Annotated in this window: 18 protein-coding genes; 15 read left to right on the forward strand and 3 right to left on the reverse strand. The window is 40.6% G+C overall.

Features of this window, described 5'->3' with window-relative positions; all coding sequences use genetic code 11:
• Positions 1–14 precede the first annotated feature (14 nt).
• The 8 genes from C9J35_RS23540 (at position 15) to C9J35_RS08925 (ending at position 6,892) form a co-directional block, all read left to right on the forward strand.
• The gene (locus C9J35_RS23540) at positions 15–167 is read left to right on the forward strand and encodes a hypothetical protein (protein WP_167395937.1); all 153 of its coding nucleotides are present in this window, start codon (positions 15–17) and stop codon (positions 165–167) included.
• Between the two features lie 141 nt (positions 168–308).
• The gene (locus C9J35_RS08895) at positions 309–1,730 is read left to right on the forward strand and encodes a tetratricopeptide repeat-containing diguanylate cyclase (RefSeq protein ID WP_107924228.1); all 1,422 of its coding nucleotides are present in this window, start codon (positions 309–311) and stop codon (positions 1,728–1,730) included.
• A gap of 335 nt (positions 1,731–2,065) precedes the next feature.
• On the forward strand, positions 2,066–2,548 hold the full coding sequence (locus tag C9J35_RS08900; RefSeq protein WP_107924229.1) for a cell wall elongation regulator TseB-like domain-containing protein: 483 nt from the start codon (positions 2,066–2,068) through the stop codon (positions 2,546–2,548).
• Between the two features lie 16 nt (positions 2,549–2,564).
• Complete coding sequence (locus C9J35_RS08905) at positions 2,565–3,758, forward strand: pyridoxal phosphate-dependent aminotransferase (RefSeq protein WP_107924230.1); 1,194 nt, start codon at positions 2,565–2,567, stop codon at positions 3,756–3,758.
• Between the two features lie 28 nt (positions 3,759–3,786).
• Positions 3,787–5,082 carry an asparagine--tRNA ligase gene (gene asnS, locus C9J35_RS08910; RefSeq protein WP_107924231.1) on the forward strand — a complete coding sequence of 432 codons (1,296 nt, stop codon included), beginning with the start codon at positions 3,787–3,789 and terminating at the stop codon, positions 5,080–5,082.
• Between the two features lie 94 nt (positions 5,083–5,176).
• Positions 5,177–5,905: a DnaD domain-containing protein gene (locus tag C9J35_RS08915; RefSeq protein WP_107924232.1), complete on the forward strand. Its 729-nt coding sequence runs from the start codon at positions 5,177–5,179 to the stop codon at positions 5,903–5,905.
• Between the two features lie 13 nt (positions 5,906–5,918).
• A complete protein-coding gene (gene nth, locus C9J35_RS08920; protein WP_107924233.1) occupies positions 5,919–6,581 on the forward strand; it encodes an endonuclease III in 663 nt (220 codons plus the stop codon).
• Positions 6,578–6,892 carry a YpoC family protein gene (locus C9J35_RS08925; RefSeq protein WP_107924234.1) on the forward strand — a complete coding sequence of 105 codons (315 nt, stop codon included), beginning with the start codon at positions 6,578–6,580 and terminating at the stop codon, positions 6,890–6,892. Before nth ends, C9J35_RS08925 begins: the two co-directional genes overlap by 4 nt.
• A 130-nt stretch (positions 6,893–7,022) precedes the next feature.
• Here the strand turns inward: C9J35_RS08925 and C9J35_RS08930 are convergent, their stop codons facing one another.
• Positions 7,023–9,683 carry a transglycosylase domain-containing protein gene (locus tag C9J35_RS08930; protein WP_107924235.1) on the reverse strand — a complete coding sequence of 887 codons (2,661 nt, stop codon included), beginning with the start codon at positions 9,681–9,683 and terminating at the stop codon, positions 7,023–7,025.
• Positions 9,680–10,330, reverse strand: a complete 651-nt coding sequence (gene recU, locus C9J35_RS08935; protein ID WP_107924236.1) for a Holliday junction resolvase RecU — start codon at positions 10,328–10,330, stop codon at positions 9,680–9,682. The genes C9J35_RS08930 and recU overlap by 4 nt, the downstream gene beginning before the upstream one ends.
• Before the next feature lie 491 nt (positions 10,331–10,821).
• Between recU and C9J35_RS08940 the strand changes: the two genes are divergently transcribed.
• From C9J35_RS08940 to C9J35_RS08950, 3 genes are read left to right on the forward strand one after another with little or no spacing between them, the layout of a single operon-like run.
• Entirely contained in the window at positions 10,822–11,016 is a 195-nt protein-coding gene (locus C9J35_RS08940) for an endonuclease (RefSeq protein ID WP_107924237.1), read from the forward strand.
• A 51-nt stretch (positions 11,017–11,067) separates the two neighbouring features.
• Positions 11,068–11,451 carry a YppE family protein gene (locus C9J35_RS08945; protein WP_107924238.1) on the forward strand — a complete coding sequence of 128 codons (384 nt, stop codon included), beginning with the start codon at positions 11,068–11,070 and terminating at the stop codon, positions 11,449–11,451.
• Positions 11,426–13,684, forward strand: coding sequence for a DEAD/DEAH box helicase (locus tag C9J35_RS08950; protein WP_107924239.1), 2,259 nt, complete (start codon positions 11,426–11,428; stop codon positions 13,682–13,684). The genes C9J35_RS08945 and C9J35_RS08950 overlap by 26 nt, the downstream gene beginning before the upstream one ends.
• Positions 13,685–13,933: 249 nt before the next feature.
• On the opposite strand, the gene C9J35_RS08955 is transcribed toward C9J35_RS08950, so the two are convergent.
• Positions 13,934–14,254: a hypothetical protein gene (locus C9J35_RS08955; RefSeq protein WP_054767534.1), complete on the reverse strand. Its 321-nt coding sequence runs from the start codon at positions 14,252–14,254 to the stop codon at positions 13,934–13,936.
• Positions 14,255–14,945: 691 nt separating this feature from the next.
• Between C9J35_RS08955 and C9J35_RS08960 the strand changes: the two genes are divergently transcribed.
• From C9J35_RS08960 to C9J35_RS08975, 4 genes are all read left to right on the forward strand, one after another.
• Complete coding sequence (locus tag C9J35_RS08960) at positions 14,946–15,479, forward strand: pyridoxamine 5'-phosphate oxidase family protein (RefSeq protein WP_054767535.1); 534 nt, start codon at positions 14,946–14,948, stop codon at positions 15,477–15,479.
• A 278-nt stretch (positions 15,480–15,757) separates the two neighbouring features.
• On the forward strand, positions 15,758–15,946 hold the full coding sequence (locus tag C9J35_RS25050; protein WP_235616242.1) for a MazG-like family protein: 189 nt from the start codon (positions 15,758–15,760) through the stop codon (positions 15,944–15,946).
• Between the two features lie 321 nt (positions 15,947–16,267).
• Positions 16,268–17,011: a YggS family pyridoxal phosphate-dependent enzyme gene (locus C9J35_RS08970; protein ID WP_107924240.1), complete on the forward strand. Its 744-nt coding sequence runs from the start codon at positions 16,268–16,270 to the stop codon at positions 17,009–17,011.
• Positions 17,012–17,030: 19 nt separating this feature from the next.
• Positions 17,031–18,251, forward strand: a complete 1,221-nt coding sequence (locus C9J35_RS08975; RefSeq protein ID WP_107924241.1) for a benzoate/H(+) symporter BenE family transporter — start codon at positions 17,031–17,033, stop codon at positions 18,249–18,251.
• The last annotated feature ends 241 nt before the right edge of the window (positions 18,252–18,492 follow it).

An 18,492-nucleotide genomic window follows, 5' to 3' on the forward strand; every position in this document is an offset into this window, starting at 1 on the left:
AGAAGGGGTGGGCAATGAGCAGGCAATTTTTCGTAAATCGGCAAGATGACAATGGAGTGACTTTTCACGTTGGCAATCAGCTTGCTGATGTTATTTTTCATCAAGTACAAAGCTTTGATGCCTTACCACACATATTGCAGAAACTGTACCGAGCTATCATCTGGTGACGGTGAGCGGTAATTTATGGGATGTCTTAGAAAAGAAGGACGAGGATATCGACTTGGCTTATAATTGATAGATAGCTTATTCACTACGCTAAGATATAGTAGAAATAAAGAAAATTCTAGGCATAGAGAAGTGGTGATTAGTTGGAATTAACATTAGATGAATTAAATAAAACGATCATGGAAATGCGCACGAAAGGACTTTTGTCAGAAGCCTTAGTTCTTGCAAAACAAGGTTTATTGGTTGCTATAGAGAATGGTAATTATGGCCATGGGTTGGATTTATACTATCAAAAAATATTAATTCATCATGCTTTTGGTGATACATTAAGTATGGTGAATCTCATTGATGAGTACGAAGGATGTTGTCAAAAGTATGGCACAGCAAAAGATATCATGCATTTTTACCTCGTGATGTCGTTAATATATGATTTGGTGGGTGTTCACGAGAAGACGGTGGAAATGACCAAAAAGTCAATTGAGTATGCTACGGAGCTAAAGGATTTAGTCATGCTTGTACGTTGTCATAATAATCTCTGTTATCTTGAAGTGGAAAAGGGAAGTTACAGCGAGGCGATGCAAGCAGGACTTTTAGCGATTGCATACAATAAAGAATTGGTTAAGGTCGAACCAGAATTGGCGAAATTACAAGAAATTCGCATCAATAATAACATAGCGGACGTTTATATTTGGGAAGGGGATTTTGACACTGCCCAAGCATTGCTAGATAGTTCGCTGAGTTCCGTGCTTGTTCATAATCATAAACGTGAAAAGGTAGCAGCTTTGTTTGGCTATGGCTTTTTATATGAAAAACAGCACAAACTTGAAGAGGCAGTGGTCTATTATCAGCAAGCGATTGAGCTTGCACAATCTTATGGCGATAAACCCATATTAAAGAAAGTGATGCGCATGCTTTTACATGTGCTCTATGAATTAGATCGCCGTGATGAAATTTTTGAAGTGCAACGAGCTTATATCGACCTCACGGAAAAAATGAGTGCCGATAATTTGCTTCAACAGGTGATGTATTTAGAGTTTAATCAACAAAAGGAAAAGTTGGAGAAAAAGGCGCTATATGATCCATTAACAGGGGTGCTGAACCGCCACTTTATAGATTCTGATTTACATGAATGGATACAAGGAGCGCAAAATTGCCAACTCTTTGTAGGGATCATCGTACTCGATATCGACTATTTTAAAACATATAATGATCGGCATGGCCATTTATTTGGCGATATGATTTTACAGCTTCTTGCCTCAGGCTTAAGAGATTTTTTACTGCAGCAGGACGCCGAGATTATTCGCTATGGTGGCGATGAATTCATCATCTGCATCCGCAACAAAGATGGGGCAGCTATAAACAGGCTTGTGATGGATTTGCACGCTTATATTTTGACATTAGCGCTTGATTACGATAATGAACGTTATCCTATCAAGGTAAGCATGGGCGCTTGTATCAATGATCAAAAAAATTATGACTTTAAAAATCTATTTGAGCTAGCCGATCGTAGCTTGTATAGAGCCAAAAATGATGGACGGGCGACCTATGTTATTAGTGAGCTATGAATGGAATGAGGCTAACGATCGGATCATTGATTTTACATTCCTATTTGCAAAGGTGAATAGGAATTTTTTACGTAACAGGGCTATCTTTTTTCGTAAAAAAGCGGAAAATTAAATTGGTTGCTCGAATCATTTGAAAACGTTGTTCTATCAACGTACAATATATAAAATTAGGAAACACGACAGCGCATAATTGGTGTATAATGTTGTGGTATGAGGAAAGAAAGCAGGTTGACAAAAATGGTAAGCAAAATGAAAGTAAATGCAGTTATAGACACACAAAAACATCATGCACTCTTAGTGAGGAATATACTAGGTGTGGGACATAAGGTGAATAGATGAAAAACTGGCTGATTTTCATTTCTGTCTTTATGGTTTCCTTGTCACTTGTAATAAGTATTTTAGTACTCTGGAAAGCCGAGGCTCCGTTCCGTTCAATTGAAGAGCAGGCTGAACAGTTGGCCCTCGAAGCCAAAGCCCTCGCAGTTGTTTCGGAGTCCTACACATATAATGGCAAAAATTCGTATGTCACTGTGTTCGGGGTAGACGAAAATGGTGAAAAAAAGGCCGTCTTTGTTCCGACGAATCTAGAAGAGGATTCCATTCAGGAAGTGTTTTTGAAAGATGGCATTACGGAAAAACAAGCATTATCGGTTTTTAAAGATGAAGGAAATGTACAAAAGGTACTACATATGAAATTAGGTTATGAGGAGCCCGGGGTTGTTTGGGAAATTACGTACGTCAATAACCACGATAAGCTCAACTATGTCTATATTTTGTTTGAGGACGGCGACTGGGTGAAGCGCATTAAGAACTTATAAGAGGAGTAGATTCCGTATGAAAAAACTATTAGCAAACCGTGTAAATACTTTAACACCATCTTCAACTTTAGCAATTACTGCGAAAGCGAAAGAATTAAAAGAACAAGGCATCGACGTAATTGGTTTAGGAGCTGGTGAGCCAGATTTCAACACACCTCGTAATATTTTAGACGCTGCCATTGAGTCAATGGAAAAGGGCCTCACAAAATATACACCAGCTGGCGGTCTACCAGTGCTTAAAAAAGCAATCATCGACAAACTACAACGCGACAACAGCCTTACATACAATCCGAATGAAATCATCGTAGGCGTTGGTGCAAAACATATTTTGTACACGTTATTCCAAGTTATTTTAAACGAAGGCGATGAAGTGATTATCCCAATCCCATATTGGGTTTCTTACCCTGAGCAAGTAAAATTGGCAGGCGGTGTACCAGTTTATGTGGAAGGTACGCGTGAACAACACTATAAAATTACTGCAGCTCAATTACGTGCGGCTATAACAGATAAAACAAAAGCAGTCATCATTAACTCGCCAAGTAATCCTTCTGGTATGATTTATTCTCGTGAAGAGCTAGCAGAATTGGCTGCTGTTGCAGAAGAAAAAGATATTTTAATCGTGTCAGATGAAATTTATGAGAAGCTTGTATACAATGGTATAGAGCATTTTTCAATTGCTGAATTATCTGAAGCAGTGAAAGCACGTACAATCGTAGTAAATGGTGTAGCAAAATCGCATTCGATGACAGGCTGGCGTATTGGGTATGCAGCAGGTAATGCAGACATTATTAAACCAATGACTGACCTTGCTTCACACTCTACATCAAACGCAACGACAACCGCACAATATGCAACAGTGGAAGCTTATAACGGACCTCAAAACACTGTAGAAGAAATGCGTCAAGCATTCGAATCACGTCTTGAGAAAATCTATCCACAGCTAAGTGCAATTCCTGGCTTTAAGGTCTTGAAACCACAAGGTGCATTCTACCTATTGCCAGACGTTGCAGAAGCTATGGCTCATACTGGCTATGATTCAGTAGATGCATTTGCTGCGGATATTTTAACAGAAGCAAACGTAGCGGTAATTCCGGGTTCTGGTTTTGGTACACCAACTACAATGCGATTATCTTATGCTACATCTTTAGAATTATTAGAAGAGGCAGTCCGTCGAATTGATGCATTTGTAAAATCAAAATGGCAAGACTAATCCTTCTAACCAACTTTGGAGGATATCTATGAAAAAAATTATGATTCAAGATATGCCACAGCATATCGGTCAAACAGTCAAGCTAGGTGCTTGGTTATCTAACAAACGTTCAAGTGGTAAAATTGCCTTCTTACAGTTACGCGATGGCTCAGGCTTTGTGCAGGGTGTAGTTGTTAAGGAAGAGGTAGGCGAAGAAATTTTTGCCATTGCCAAAGGAATGACACAAGAAACTTCTATGTATGTTACTGGCGAGGTGAAAGCAGATGAGCGTTCAAGCTTTGGCTGTGAACTTGCTGTAACAGGTATTGAGGTTTTACATGCGGCAACAGATTTCCCAATCACGCCAAAAGAGCACGGTCCTGAGTTTTTAATGGATAACCGTCACTTATGGTTGCGTTCGCGTAAGCAACACGCGGTTATGAAAATTCGTAATGAAATCATCCGTGCCACATACGAGTTTTTCAACAACAATGGCTTTACAAAAATGGACCCACCAATTTTGACTGGTTCAGCTCCTGAAGGTACTTCTGAGCTCTTTGCGACAAAATATTTCGATGAAGATGCCTACCTATCTCAATCAGGTCAGCTTTACATGGAAGCGGCTGCGATGGCGTTAGGAAAAGTATTCTCATTCGGTCCAACATTCCGTGCTGAAAAGTCTAAAACACGTCGTCACTTAATCGAATTTTGGATGATTGAGCCGGAAATGGCATTTGTGGAGTTTGAAGAAAATTTAGAAGTACAAGAACAATATGTAGAGCATATCGTGCAATCTGTTCTGGCAAACTGCAAATTAGAATTGGAACGACTTGGCCGTGATACATCGACACTCGAAAATATCAAAGCGCCATTCCCTCGTATTTCTTACGATGATGCCATTAAACTATTACACGAACAAGGTTTTGACGATATTGAGTGGGGCGATGACTTCGGTGCACCACATGAAACGGCTATTGCCAATTCTTTTGATAAGCCTGTATTCATCACATGCTACCCAGTAGGCATCAAACCGTTCTATATGCAACCACACCCAGATCGTGATGACGTTGTTTTATGTGCGGATTTAATCGCACCGGAAGGCTACGGTGAAATCATCGGTGGTTCTGAGCGTATCCATGATTACGATTTATTAAAATCTCGTCTTGCAGAGCATAATTTATCATTAGATGCTTATGCATGGTATTTAGAGCTGCGTAAACAAGGTTCTGTTCCGCATTCTGGCTTTGGTCTAGGATTAGAAAGAACGGTGGCTTGGATTTCAGGTACGGAGCATATCCGTGAAACAATTCCATTCCCACGTTTATTAAACCGTCTATACCCATAAGCGGTTGGCAACAAACTAAAAACAATTTAAAAGTCGCGTAGTGAAATGTCTACGCGGCTTTTCTACTTAATTAGAAAGAAGGAGTCATGTCTACATGAGCACAAATAATAATCGACTCCGTACATGGACTGAGCAGAGAACGATTCAAATTCCTCAGCTTTTTTTTCAGTTTTATAAGGAGTTAAACATAGAGGATGAAGAGGCCTTGATTGTCGTGCACTTACTTGCTTTTCATATCGAGGGCAATGAATTCCCTACACCGAATGATTTGATGAGCCGCCTAACAATGCCAAGTGATGCTATTTCATCACGGCTACAGCGCTTAATGCAAAAGGGCTTCCTCGAAATTACACGCGATGTTGATGCAGGTGGCAAAATATACGAAAAATATTCGGTCTACCCACTGTGGGAGCGCATCATGCAAATCATTGAAATGAGGGAACAAAAAAAATCAGCGACTACCCTTCAACAAGAAGAAGGCGAGTTATTCCGTTTGTTCGAAGAGGAAATGGGGCGTCTTTTATCTCCTTTAGAGCTTGAAAAAATCGGTTCTTGGCTAGATGAAGATAAACACAGTCCAGCACTTATTAAAGAGGCGCTCAAGGAAGCGGTGTTTGCTAGCAAACTGAGTATTCGATATATTGACCGTATTTTATTGGAGTGGAAAAAGAAAAATATTAACACGCCACAAGCGGCACAAAAGCAGGGGGAACAGTTCCGTGAAAAGCAAAGCTTTAACAGACCACCAGCCCGTTCAACACAGCAAGAGATACAGTCGACAAACAAAGTAGCTTTTTATAATTGGTTAGAAGAAAGAGAATAGGGGGCTTCGAGGCATGTTAACGAAAAAACAATGGGAGCATTGTCTAGCAGAGATGGACCGAATGTTTCCCGAGGCACATTGTGAGCTTGTTCATGACAATCCATTTGAGCTAACAATTGCAACCTTATTATCCGCACAGTGTACGGATGTACTTGTCAATAAAGTAACGAAAACCTTGTTTCAAAAATATAAAAAGCCAGAGGACTATTTAGCCGTACCTTTAGAGGAGCTACAACAGGATATTCGCTCGATCGGCTTATATCGCAATAAGGCAAAAAATATTCAAGCACTGTGTGAACGTCTGCTTGTTGAATACGGTGGGGAAATCCCTGCAAGCCGAGAAGCATTAGTGACATTGCCAGGTGTAGGTCGTAAAACTGCCAATGTAGTGTTGTCCGTAGCCTTTGACGTACCTGCACTTGCTGTGGATACTCATGTGGAGCGCGTTTCTAAGCGACTAGGATTGTGCCGCTGGAAGGATTCCGTGCTAGAGGTTGAGGAAACAATTATGAAAAAAACGCCAATGAATAAATGGTCGAAAACCCATCATCAGCTGATTTTCTTCGGACGTTATCATTGTAAGGCACAAAATCCCGGCTGCCATACATGTCCATTATTGGGCGAGTGCCGCGAAGGTCAAAAGCGATTGAAAAAAGGGCTGGTGAAGGAAGCGTGAATGTAGAGGCAATAGCACAAGACAAGGTCGAGGCATGGTTTGCTGAATGGATAGCGCTAGAAGGACAAATCCATGTTGCGCATGATAGGCGCAACGGCACTGCAAAGGGCTTGATGGAGCAGGGCATTGCACTATTTGAACGTTTAATGCAGGAGGCCGGTGAAGAGGTCATGCCAATTAACGGCATGGAGCGCTTAAGCTTTATTCAAGCAAAACCAGGCCAATATGCCTGTTACCGGCAATTAGATGAATTATTTAAAGAAACAAAAAAGCGCACAGCACGCTTACGGCTACAAGCAGCAAAACGTTAGGGTAAACAAATAGCAGTGTCGAAGTGGCGTTGAAGTCGCCACCGTCGAACTGGCGGATAGAACCAAGCAACACGCAACCGTATAGAACATAAAAAAGCAGAGAAGCTTCAAGCTTCTCTGCTTTTTCCATTTATTCGGTGCTTTCGACTTCACCATCAGGCGTTGTAGGTTCGGTTGGCGGAGTTGGCGTTTGGCCACCGTTGTTATTGCCGGTGTTGTCATTATTGCCATTTCCGTTACCGTTGCCGTTATTGCCATTATTTCCGTTGTTTCCATCGTTGCCGTTGCCATTATGGTTGCCGTTATTGTCACCTTGGTCTGGTGGCGTTGGGTTCTCAATGTCTGGTTCATCTGGATTCTCTGTCTCTAAATCCTCATCAGGCATACTTGTTACTTGGAAGGACGTGGTACCTGGTTCACTGCGCGTTCCATCAAAAATGGCTACTACAGAAATGACGTAATTGCCGTCCGCCAGTGTGTTGGAGACCGTTAAGCCTTTACTATCAGTAGTACCTAGAGAAATGGTTTCGCCACCCTCAAGTGTAGCAGATACTTCAAATGTAGTCGGCAGTGGCTCATTTGTTTCTGGATCTAACAATGCATCATGTTCCCATCCGATGTTGATCGATTGACCACCTAAATCTAAGTTTGCACTTACATTATAAGGCGTAGATAGTTCAGGTGCCTCGTATTCGTTAGAAACCTCAGTAGGTTCTGTACCTCGAACGAATAATTCCGTTTGACGTCGATCGCTCGGTGTAAAATCACTCGCTAATTTCAGTGGGTTTGACCCGACTTCAATGGTAGCTTCTACTACAGAACTTGGTTTCGTGAAACGAGCTGTCTCCACATTTGCGGAAAGGTCTTTCATAATATTTTTAAATAACTCTTGTGGTAATCGGCGTTCATCCCATGTCGTAATTGGATCAGAACGTTTTTCATAACCGCTCCAAATAGCGATAGAGTAATTGGTAGTATACCCGGCAAACCAAGAATCGGGCACACTCGTATTTGGTAAATTATATTTGTTAAACTCATCGGTTGAATAGTTTGTTGTACCTGTTTTACCAGCAATATCTAAGCCTGGAACATTGGCAGCTTTACCTGAAGCATCAGGTTTGTTGCCCACAACATCACGTAGCATATCTGTGACCATATAAGCTGTATAGTCACTCATCGCAACATTCGATTCAGGTGTATAGTCTTTTGAAGATTTTCCATCACGGTAAACAATTTTTGTAATTGCGTATGGGTCTGTATACACACCGTTATTGCCAAAGGCTGCATACGAAGCTGCCATTTGGATAGGGGACATGGTAATATCACCACCACCGATTGCATCGGCCTCATAAACATTTTTCGCTTCGACACCTAGGCGACCAATAAATTCTTTCGCCTTATCTGCGCCAACTTCCTGCAATGCTTTTACTGCTGGCACGTTACGAGAAGCATATAAAGCTTTACGTGCTGTCATTGCACCCATGTATTTACCATCCCAGTTTGTGATGGTTTGTTTAGAACCTGTATAATTCATGCGCTCATCGACAAGTGTTTGACCTGTTGACCATTTTAAATATTCGATTGCCGGACCGTAATCAAGTAGTGGTTTCATCGTAGAACCTGGATGATTCATTGTTAAGTCATCCGCATAGTTGAAGCCACGTTCAGCACCGTAATTGCGTCCGCCGCCAACTGCTTGAATTTGACCCGTTTTTGTATCAACGACAGCTATACCTGACTCAATGTTTTCAGTAGGGAAGTTAGCGTCATCATTCATAATGTTTTCTACAATTTTCTGAGCATTCGGGTCAAGTGTTGTATAAACTTTAATGCCCTCTGCCATGGCTGTGCCATCATCATTTTTCTCAAGTTCATTAATGACGATATCTAAGAAAGCATCATATTTAGAGCCTGCAAATGATTGGCGTGTTGCGTCATCAGCTAGACCTGCTGTTACATCCACAGCCTTTGCTTCTTCCATTTCAGCCTTGGAAATTTTACCGTGTTGTAACATTAAACCTAACACGATATTACGACGCTTCTCAGCAAGATCTGGATTTTTCAATGGATTGTAGGCATTTGGTCGTTGCACCATACCTGCCAGTAATGCTTCTTCATCCAGCGATAATTCACTTAGCTCTTTACCGTAAAAATATTGTGATGCTGTACCAAAACCGTAGATTCGACCAGACATCAGCATTTTGTTAAAGTACATTTCAAAAATTTCTTCTTTTGAATATTTACGCTCAAGCTGGAAAGCTAGCCAAGCTTCTTGTGCCTTACGTTTTAATTTTTTCTCGTTTTGTAAAAATGAGTTTTTGACAACTTGCTGTGTTAATGTCGATGCCCCTTGTGCGCCAAAGCCATCACGGAAGTTGGCAAGAATGGCACCACCGAGACGATAAAAATCCATCCCATGATGCTGGAAGAAGCGAACATCTTCTGTGGCAAGGATGGCATTGACCATATCCTCAGGAATATCTTCGTATTTTATATATTTCCGGTTTTCTGCCCCGATTGTCGCAAAAATTTCACCGTTTTTATCGTAGAATTCGGAAGAAACAGGGTCTTTCAATAATTCTTCATTTAGTTCTGGAGCTGTGCTGGCGTAATAGGCAAATAATCCAGCGCCACCTATAAATCCTACAACCCCAATGGCTACCAAGGTTAAGAAAATACGCTTTACCCATGTTTTGACCGATGATGGTGATGTTGATTTTGGTGCTTTCTTTTTATTTTTTTGAGCGCGAGCTTTTTGATGCTCACCGCGTGTTTGACGACGTTCAGTCATTCTACTATCTCCTCACTTTCAAAGCCATGACTTTTTGCAACGATGAGCTGTTGGAGAACGGGTAAATAATCGATACGTGGATAATAGCTTGTTGGAATTTCATAGGCTTCTTTTTCGATTGTCGAAAAGGGTATCGATTTACGTTCACCATGGGCCATCGCTTGCCAGGCCTTTTGTAAAACTTCGTATGGCACTATAAAGTAACGTTCAAAGGCTGAAAAACGAATGATTATAAATGCCACACCATTTTGTTCCGTCACTTGCTGCATATGTGTCATTTGATGTGTGTGTATATTTTTTAACGGAAAACTTGTTTTTGAGGCTGTTTCCTTTGCATCAAAATCAATATAATGCCCATTCCAAACACCATTATAGTCTGTTGTAGAGGGCGTTCGAAAATAAGCTTCCTTAATGACTGCAGCGCTTCGCGATGGGTACTCTACTTTGACGATTTGCACGGGAACAGGTTTCTTATGAATGATGGCAAGCCGCCTTTCTAAATAATAGTCGTTTGCTTCATTAATTTCATCCTCTAACGTTTTACCGCGATTACTAAAGGAGAAATCTTTCGTTTTTCCCTGTTTCTCAGCTTTTGCTACAGATGAGGCAGGGGTATACAATTTCCCATTTGGATAACGAATTGTCATTTAGAATCACCCTCTATAATACTGCTATTATACACAATAGTTTACCATGATTCAGTAGAAGTTCTCCACTTCCATCAGTAGTGAGAAAGATGTGGTTTTCCTATGCCAATTAGTGGTTGACTAGCCATCAATTACATGATGAAAGGTGGCGGCTAAAAATATTAAAACCTAAGGTAAATTGTCTGTGTAGTGGATGCCAGGATAATAGTAAAATCGCCGTTAGAAGTCGAAAATGCGCTTGTAGAGCAGCGAAATTTCGCTATGACATCCGTCAACATCTCCGATAAATCTCCAGTTTCATTACGAGAGGAATAGGCCAGTGTCCCTTGAAATTGGTACTATTTTGAAGCAAAGTTGTTCATTGTCATTGAGCATTAAAAATATTTATCGAAATACTTCTTCTTTCAGCTAACTTACGCTTATTTTGTCACGCATGAAGGTAATTTTATACATGCGAGGAATACATAAGTAAAGTAAAAGGAGGCGTTGTATTGAATAAGATAAAACAATTAGTTGCGCAGCTGGATCTAGTCAATCAATTACTTTTAACGAGAGTGTCATTGGAAGACAATGCACATAGCCTGCAATTTTTTATGCAGCTCAAATCTGTAAGCCAGAAAGTAAGCTTAGCAGAAAAGAACTGGCAAGTAAAGAATGCTTGTTCGCCTATTAGTAGTGAAAAATGATAGACTTTGGTACACTATCCTCATAAGATTAAAAATAAATGAGGTGCGGAATTGTTATTGATACAGCAAACTTCCATATTAATAGATGAATGTGATAAATGTGTTTCACGCTTTTGGCAAATGCGTGAGGAGGATCGTGCGCCAGATTTTTTTGCAGAGGTTAAGCCACATGCTGATGTGATCCATCAATTGTTGAAGGACTGGCAACAGCAGGCAAATACGTGGATACAAAAAAATCGGCCGAAATATATGCATACACAACAAATTGCTTCAGCGGTTGAATCGATGGAGCAATTTGTTGTGCAATCTTTTTATAAAGAAACAAGTAAAAAACGTTTTTTAGATGCCACCCATTCGGCTTCCTATACACTGAAAAATTTTTATCGCTTAGTGAAGGAGGAGCATTCCGATGCTATCGAAAAAACGGACGATTAGTGCGCTCTTGAATGAATGGCGTTACGATGAGGAATTAAAAGAACGCATCATACATTGGCAAACGTTAGAAGGCCGCGATGCAAAGCTTGCTCCGTTCCCAGCAAATTTGCATCCGTCACTTGTCAAAGCATTGCATACACGTGGCATTCACCAATTGTATACCCATCAACGTGAAGCATTTGACTTGGCGACAAGTGGGCAATCGTTTACCGCTGTTACACCAACAGCTTCGGGTAAATCCTATTGCTATCATCTACCTGTTTTACAAAAGATTTTAGAGGATCGAAATGCCCGTGCAATCTATTTGTTTCCGACCAAAGCTTTAGCACAGGATCAGAAAAATGATTTAAATGACCTGATTGAGCAGAGTGGAGAGGACATTTTAAGCTATACGTATGATGGGGATACAGCCCCTGGTATTCGCCAGAAGGTGCGTAAGGCAGGCCATATTGTGATGACAAATCCTGATATGCTGCATTCAGGCATTTTGCCACATCATACGAAATGGGTGTCACTCTTTGAAAATTTACAGTTTATCGTCATCGATGAGTTGCATACATATAAGGGTGTATTTGGTTCACATGTTGCGCATGTTATTCGAAGACTCAAACGTATTTGTGAGTTTTATGGGAGTAAGCCTGTTTTTATTTGTACGTCGGCGACCATTAAAAATCCACAAGAGCTCGCAGAAAATTTAACGAATGAAAGACATAGCTTAATCGCCGATTCTGGAGCACCTGTAGGCAAGAAAACATTCCTGTTTTACAATCCGCCCATTGTCCATAAAACTTTTGGTGTGCGACGCAGTGCGGTATTGGAAGTAAGTGATGTGGCAAAAAGGCTTTATACAGCAGGCATTCAAACTATCATTTTTGCTAAAAGCCGAGTACGTGTGGAAATGATTGTTACCTATTTAAAGGAACTGACACGTGATAAATTGTTAGATGAATCTGTGCGTGGCTATCGAGGAGGCTATTTACCTTCGGAGCGACGTGTTATTGAACGTGGACTGCGTGATGGAACGATTCAAACAGTAGTCAGTACAAACGCATTAGAACTAGGGGTCGATATAGGTCAATTACAGGCTTGTATCATGACGGGTTACCCGGGGAATATTGCGAGTGCATGGCAACAAGCAGGACGTGCAGGGCGTCGTCAGGATGAGGCGCTTATTATCTATGTGGCGCAATCTACAGCACTCGATCAGTATGTCGTAAATCATCCGTTATTTTTACTTGGCAGTGCTCCTGAGGAGGCGCGCATTTATCCTGAAAATATGTTGATTTTGATGGACCATTTAAAATGTGCGGCCTTTGAACTGCCGTTTACCACACAAGATATGTACGGTGAATATGATATTCAAGAATTGCTCGACTATTTAGCGGAAGAAGGCGTTGTTTTTAAAACAAGTGACAAGTGGCATTGGATGAGTGATCGTTTCCCAGCACACGATATTAGTCTCCGTTCTGCCTCGCAGGAAAATGTCGTCATTATTGATATGACAGTACCTGCTCAGACCAAGGTGATTGGAGAAATGGACCGTCATAGCGCAATGACCTTGCTACATGAGGAAGCCATCTATTTGCATCAAGGGATTCAATTTCAAGTCGAGAAGCTAGACTGGGAAGAAAAGAAGGCGTTTGTGCGTGAGGTCGATGTCGATTACTATACAGATGCTAATCTAGCGGTAGAGATGAAAGTGTTAGAAGAGGATCGTAACCGAACTTACGGGGGAGGGGCAATTGGTTTCGGTGATGTCGGCTTAGTAGCCCAAGCTACGATTTTCAAAAAGATTCGTTTTGGCACACACGACAATATTGGCTCAGGTCCTATTCATTTACCACCAGATGAAATGCATACCAGTTCGTCGTGGTTATCGTTTGCAGCGCCCGAAAAGTGGTCAGAGGAAGAGTTAACAGATGCTATGACAGGAGCTGCCTATGCAATGAATGCATTTATCCCCTTATTCATCCAATGTGATAGCAGTGATGTAGCAGTCGTGCCACAAGTAAAGGCAACCCACAACGAGCAACCGACGTTTTTTGTCTATGATAAGTACCCAGGCGGTATCGGTTTAAGTGAGAAGGTCTACGAATTGTGGGAAGAGCTTCTAGTAAAGACACAACATCATGTGGCAAATTGTCCTTGTGAATCAGGCTGTCCATCCTGTATAGGAGCGCAAGATTCTTTCGGTAATTTAAAACAAAAAGTAGTCAAGCTTCTTCATATTTAACACGAGATACCAAAGAGGGTTTGAGAGGAAAAGTCTAGGGCTAATCCTTCAAGCCCTCTTTTTTGATAAGTGTATATAACATTTTACGGTTAAACCCTGTTAGTTTTTCTAAATCTCGCTCAGAAGCTTCAAGGTGTTTTAGTGTGACTGTGGGCTTGTGAGAGGACACAAAAAAGATAGAGCAGTTCACTCTACCTCTTTAAGACCGAGATAGCTTACTTGCCGTCTTGGTCATTTTTTAATTCATGATTAAAATGTTACATAACAATCTTCATCTCTGTCTGGGTCAAAATATTGGAATTCTCTTATCCCGTGTTTTTCTTGTAAATATTCTTTTACTCTCGCTATATCTTTACCAAAAGTATGCAATGGGTTTCTTTTAAAACTTATTAATTCTGGACTTTCTTCAGATATAGAAGCATTTAATATTTCTTTATCATCGTAGTGAAAATGGAATCTCCATCCACTATAACAAATTAAGTAAGTTCCATCGGTTTTTAGTCCGCATTTGTCTTCATAAGGAACGATATTAACACTACATATTTTGTTATTTATTAAAAATGAATCCATGTTGCCGTACTCCTTAATAAATTATATTTTATTTATACATTGCATTTTAATGGGAATTTATGATTAAGAATAGCATAATTTTAATACATAGATTGAACGGGCGTATACGGAACAATCCTACGGTGGTGTGAGAGGTCGGCTAGCCACCTACCCATTTTGCGGCGTTGTCTAGAAGTTCCATACCACACTATACAACCTAAGGACATAATAAAGATAGCAGATATAATCATTATCATTGATAATGATGCTTCCTTATAAATGGCTAGCATTGGTATAGCCCCCGTTATAAATATCACTAAAAATATAAGTGTTAAAAGGAAAACGTCCCCTTTTGAATGAAAAACCACTGATGAATCACACCTTCTTTGTAATCTGTGTTTAATGCTTACACTATACCATTTTTTATAAATGTTGGGATGTTTAGGAATCGAAAACTAGGGCAACTTTAGAATTAGTCGTTTGATACGAACCACAAGTTGTGGATGTCAAAGATCATTTGAAATTCCATATTTAATGCTTAGCAGGACTTACCGATTGGTGAGTCCTTCTGTTGTCTTTAGTCCTATTAATGGACATCGAGAAGCACTGCTTCAATGGAAATATGGATTGCCTCATGTTGGTAGTTTTGGACATTTATATTCAAGCCAGTGGTTGATACACTTACACAATACTACATAGAGGAGTGATAACAATGGTTGAAGTACGTTACAAGGTAAGAGAAGTGTTGGACAAGAGCAAAATTGATACATTTTTGCAGCAAGCGCGAATTGGTCATCTTGGCATGGTTGATGGACATTTGCCCTATGTTGTGCCGCTTAATTTCGTGTGGACAAACGGGGTGCTGTATTTTCATGGCGCCACTGGCGGGAGACGAAATCAGGTGATGGATGACAATCCAGAGGTCTGTTTTACCGTGTGTGAAGAGTATGGAACGATTACGAATCCAGTACCAGCGAAGACGGACACCGCCTATATGAGTGTCATGGTTTTTGGCAAGGCACAACCCATCGTCGATCTGGATGAGGCAACACACATGCTGCAAGAAATGATGTACAAGTATGTGCCTGGTTATTATAATCGTCCGTTATCCGAGCAACACGTAAACAAATATCGATCAGCAGTTTTCGGTGGTCCAGTTCAAGTTTACCGCATCGATCCACAACACATTACTGCGAAGGAAAATCCAATCGAAGTAGGGCAAATGTTCAAACCTGAGCTTTCTTAAAAATGACAGATATAGATATGCACTTTAGTTCTCTGTGAGAAATGCCAGTTATTTTGCAGTCGAAAAGGACCGACTATGTGGCACTTGGTGTGTGTTGCGGTGCTAGTACGAAATCGTTATACACAAGCAAATAATTAACGCTCAATGGCAATGATGTTGATAAAGCGTTAACTTAGCTAGTTGAGAAATGTTGATGCTAGCATGCAAAAATATGTCAAACAGTTTAGTGAAGAAAAGGGTTCCATGTTAATACAATTCACACGAGAACATTGTATTTAGTGACTGAGGTTGGCGAACTAGCTAAAGAAATTTTAAGTATTTCTTTTCATCCAACAGAGGGAAAAGTGGGTTTAGCAAAGGAAAACATAGGCTTGGAGCTGTGCGATGTGATTTACAATGTATTAGATCTCGCCAATCGATTGGACATTGATTGGAGGAGGCCTATTGGAAAAAATATGGGGAAATAAATATGTGCAGAATTTGGTATGAATAATCAACCAATTCTAGTTAAAAGCCACTAACCTTGGTCACACAGGGACAGTGGCTTTTGTGGATGCTAAAACATGAAAATGTCACCTTTTTAAAGGTCACAACAGCAACGAACAGCAGGGCGAGCGCTTATGCAATGGTGTGAGAAATATAGTTTTCTAGTAAGTGGATTGTCTATAATAACTGTATAAGGTTAAATATGGACTGTTGAAAATTGTGTTTTTGGATGTTTTTTCTTAATCCATAATTCGATATGCTTAGAGCGTTCATTCATAAACTGACAAATAAGGGGGCATAACATGGTCAATTTAGTTGAAGAGAATCTCTTAGCTGTGAGGAAGCAAATGGCATTAGCTTGCCAAGCTTCAGGACGCAAGAAAGAGGACGTAAAATTGTTGTTGGCAACAAAAACGGTACCGCTTGAAAAATTAGCAATGGCGATCGAAGCAGGGGAAACTTTATTTGGTGAAAATAAAGCTCAAGAACTTCGGGACAAATTTCCACTTATGCAGCAATATAACCAGGTAGAATGGCATTTTATCGGACACCTGCAAACGAACAAAGTGAAGTACGTTGTAAAACATGTTACACTCATTCATTCTGTGGATCGTTTGAAATTAGGGCAGGCGCTACATCAACAACTTGTCAAAGAGAACAAGACGATGGCTATTTTAGTACAAGTTAATACATCCCGCGAATCCAGCAAATTTGGCGTCTTACCGGAATCAGCACTAGAGTTGGTTGAACAATTATCTCAATTCGACACATTGCATATCAAAGGGTTAATGACGATTGGAAAATTAAACGCCAAACAGGATGAGACCAGACATTGCTTCCAATTATTAAAACAAATTCAAGCACAAATAATAGCAAAAAATTTTCCACGTGTAGAAATGGGCATTCTCTCGATGGGGATGTCTGGAGATTTCGAAGTGGCCATTGAAGAAGGCGCTACGATTATAAGAGTAGGGACAAGCGTATTTGGTCAACGTTATTTACCAGATGAATATTACTGGAATGAAAATGTGGTTCAGGTAGATTAGTAGAGAGGTAGGAAATGCAATGAACACAACATCAGTTTCACTGCGGGGGCATGATTTACTATCGCCCACCATAGCTGCTTTTATATCCGTCCTAGTCAACTACGGGGGTACTTTTATCCTGGTGTTTCAGGCGGCAAAGGTAGCTGGTCTAAGTCCAGAAATGACTGCGTCATGGATATGGTCGATTTCCATTGGTGTGGGGGCAACTGGTATTTGGTTAAGTTACCGATACCGTGAACCCATTATTACCGCTTGGTCAACACCAGGTGTGGCATTTCTTGTTTCAGCTTTGGCAGTTACGCCCTATGCTGAAGCCATTGGCGCTTATATCATTTCTGCTGTAGCATTTGTCATTTTAGGTTTATCAGGAATGTTCGAACGTTTTGTTCAACTTATTCCGCCAGGCATTGCTTCTGGGCTACTAGCAGGTATTCTATTACAGTTTGGCATTTCAGCCTTTGGTGGTGCGAAATCGGACCCTTTACTTGTCATTGTGCTTTTTACTGCGTATATCCTATTAAGACGATTTACATCTCGATATGCAATCGTAGGGATCTTGGTAATTGGCTTGCTTTATTTGGTAAGTGTTGGAAAAGTCGATTTCAGCAATGTCAAATTGTCTATCGCATCTCCAGTGTTTGTTATGCCAGAGTTTTCGCTTCATGCTTTATTGGGCGTCGCATTGCCGCTTTTTATTATTACTTTGACGGGACAATACATGCCAGGAATGTTAGTGTTGCGAAATGACGGATTCAAAACGAGTGCGAATCCGATTTTGATTGTGACCGGATTGGGCTCGCTCCTGACAGCACCATTTGGCTCTCATGCTTTTAACGTTGCAGCGATTACAGCGGCCATTTGTACCGGAAAAGACGCCCATGAGGATGCAACGAAACGCTATATTGCGGGTATTGCCTGTGGTATTTTTTATAGTATTGTTGGCATTTTTGGCGTGACATTGGCCGCATTGTTTTTAGTTCTTCCTGCTACGTTCATTGCGACATTAGCGGGATTAGCGTTGCTCGGTACAATTGGTAGTAGCCTTGCCAATGCGCTAACAAAACCGAATGGCCGCGAAACAGCACTCATTACTTTTTTGGCAACAGCCGCAAATGTTACACTACTTGGAGTCGGAGGGGCATTTTGGGGACTTGTTGCTGGTTTAGTGGCCCATTTAGTGATGAATGGTCAATTTTTCAGTAAACAACAGATGAATGGACTACACCCAACTAAAAAATGAATACAGTAAGTGTCCAGTGCTAGTAAGAGGTTAAAAGCAAAACGATGCTGTTATATTTTTAGTAAACATCATCGTTTTGCTATTTTTCATGAACGAAGAAATTCATTGTACTTTTCCGTTAGTACTTAAAAGCTTTACAAGTTACTAATAGCGGTGCTAGAAGTCCTCATAGCATACTGTTTTTGATAGAAAGGTAAAAATCTGTGTAGACACCCTGCAAAAAGCAAACAGATTTTTACCA

Source organism: Lysinibacillus parviboronicapiens (genome assembly GCF_003049575.1).
GTDB lineage: Bacteria > Bacillota > Bacilli > Bacillales_A > Planococcaceae > Lysinibacillus > Lysinibacillus parviboronicapiens.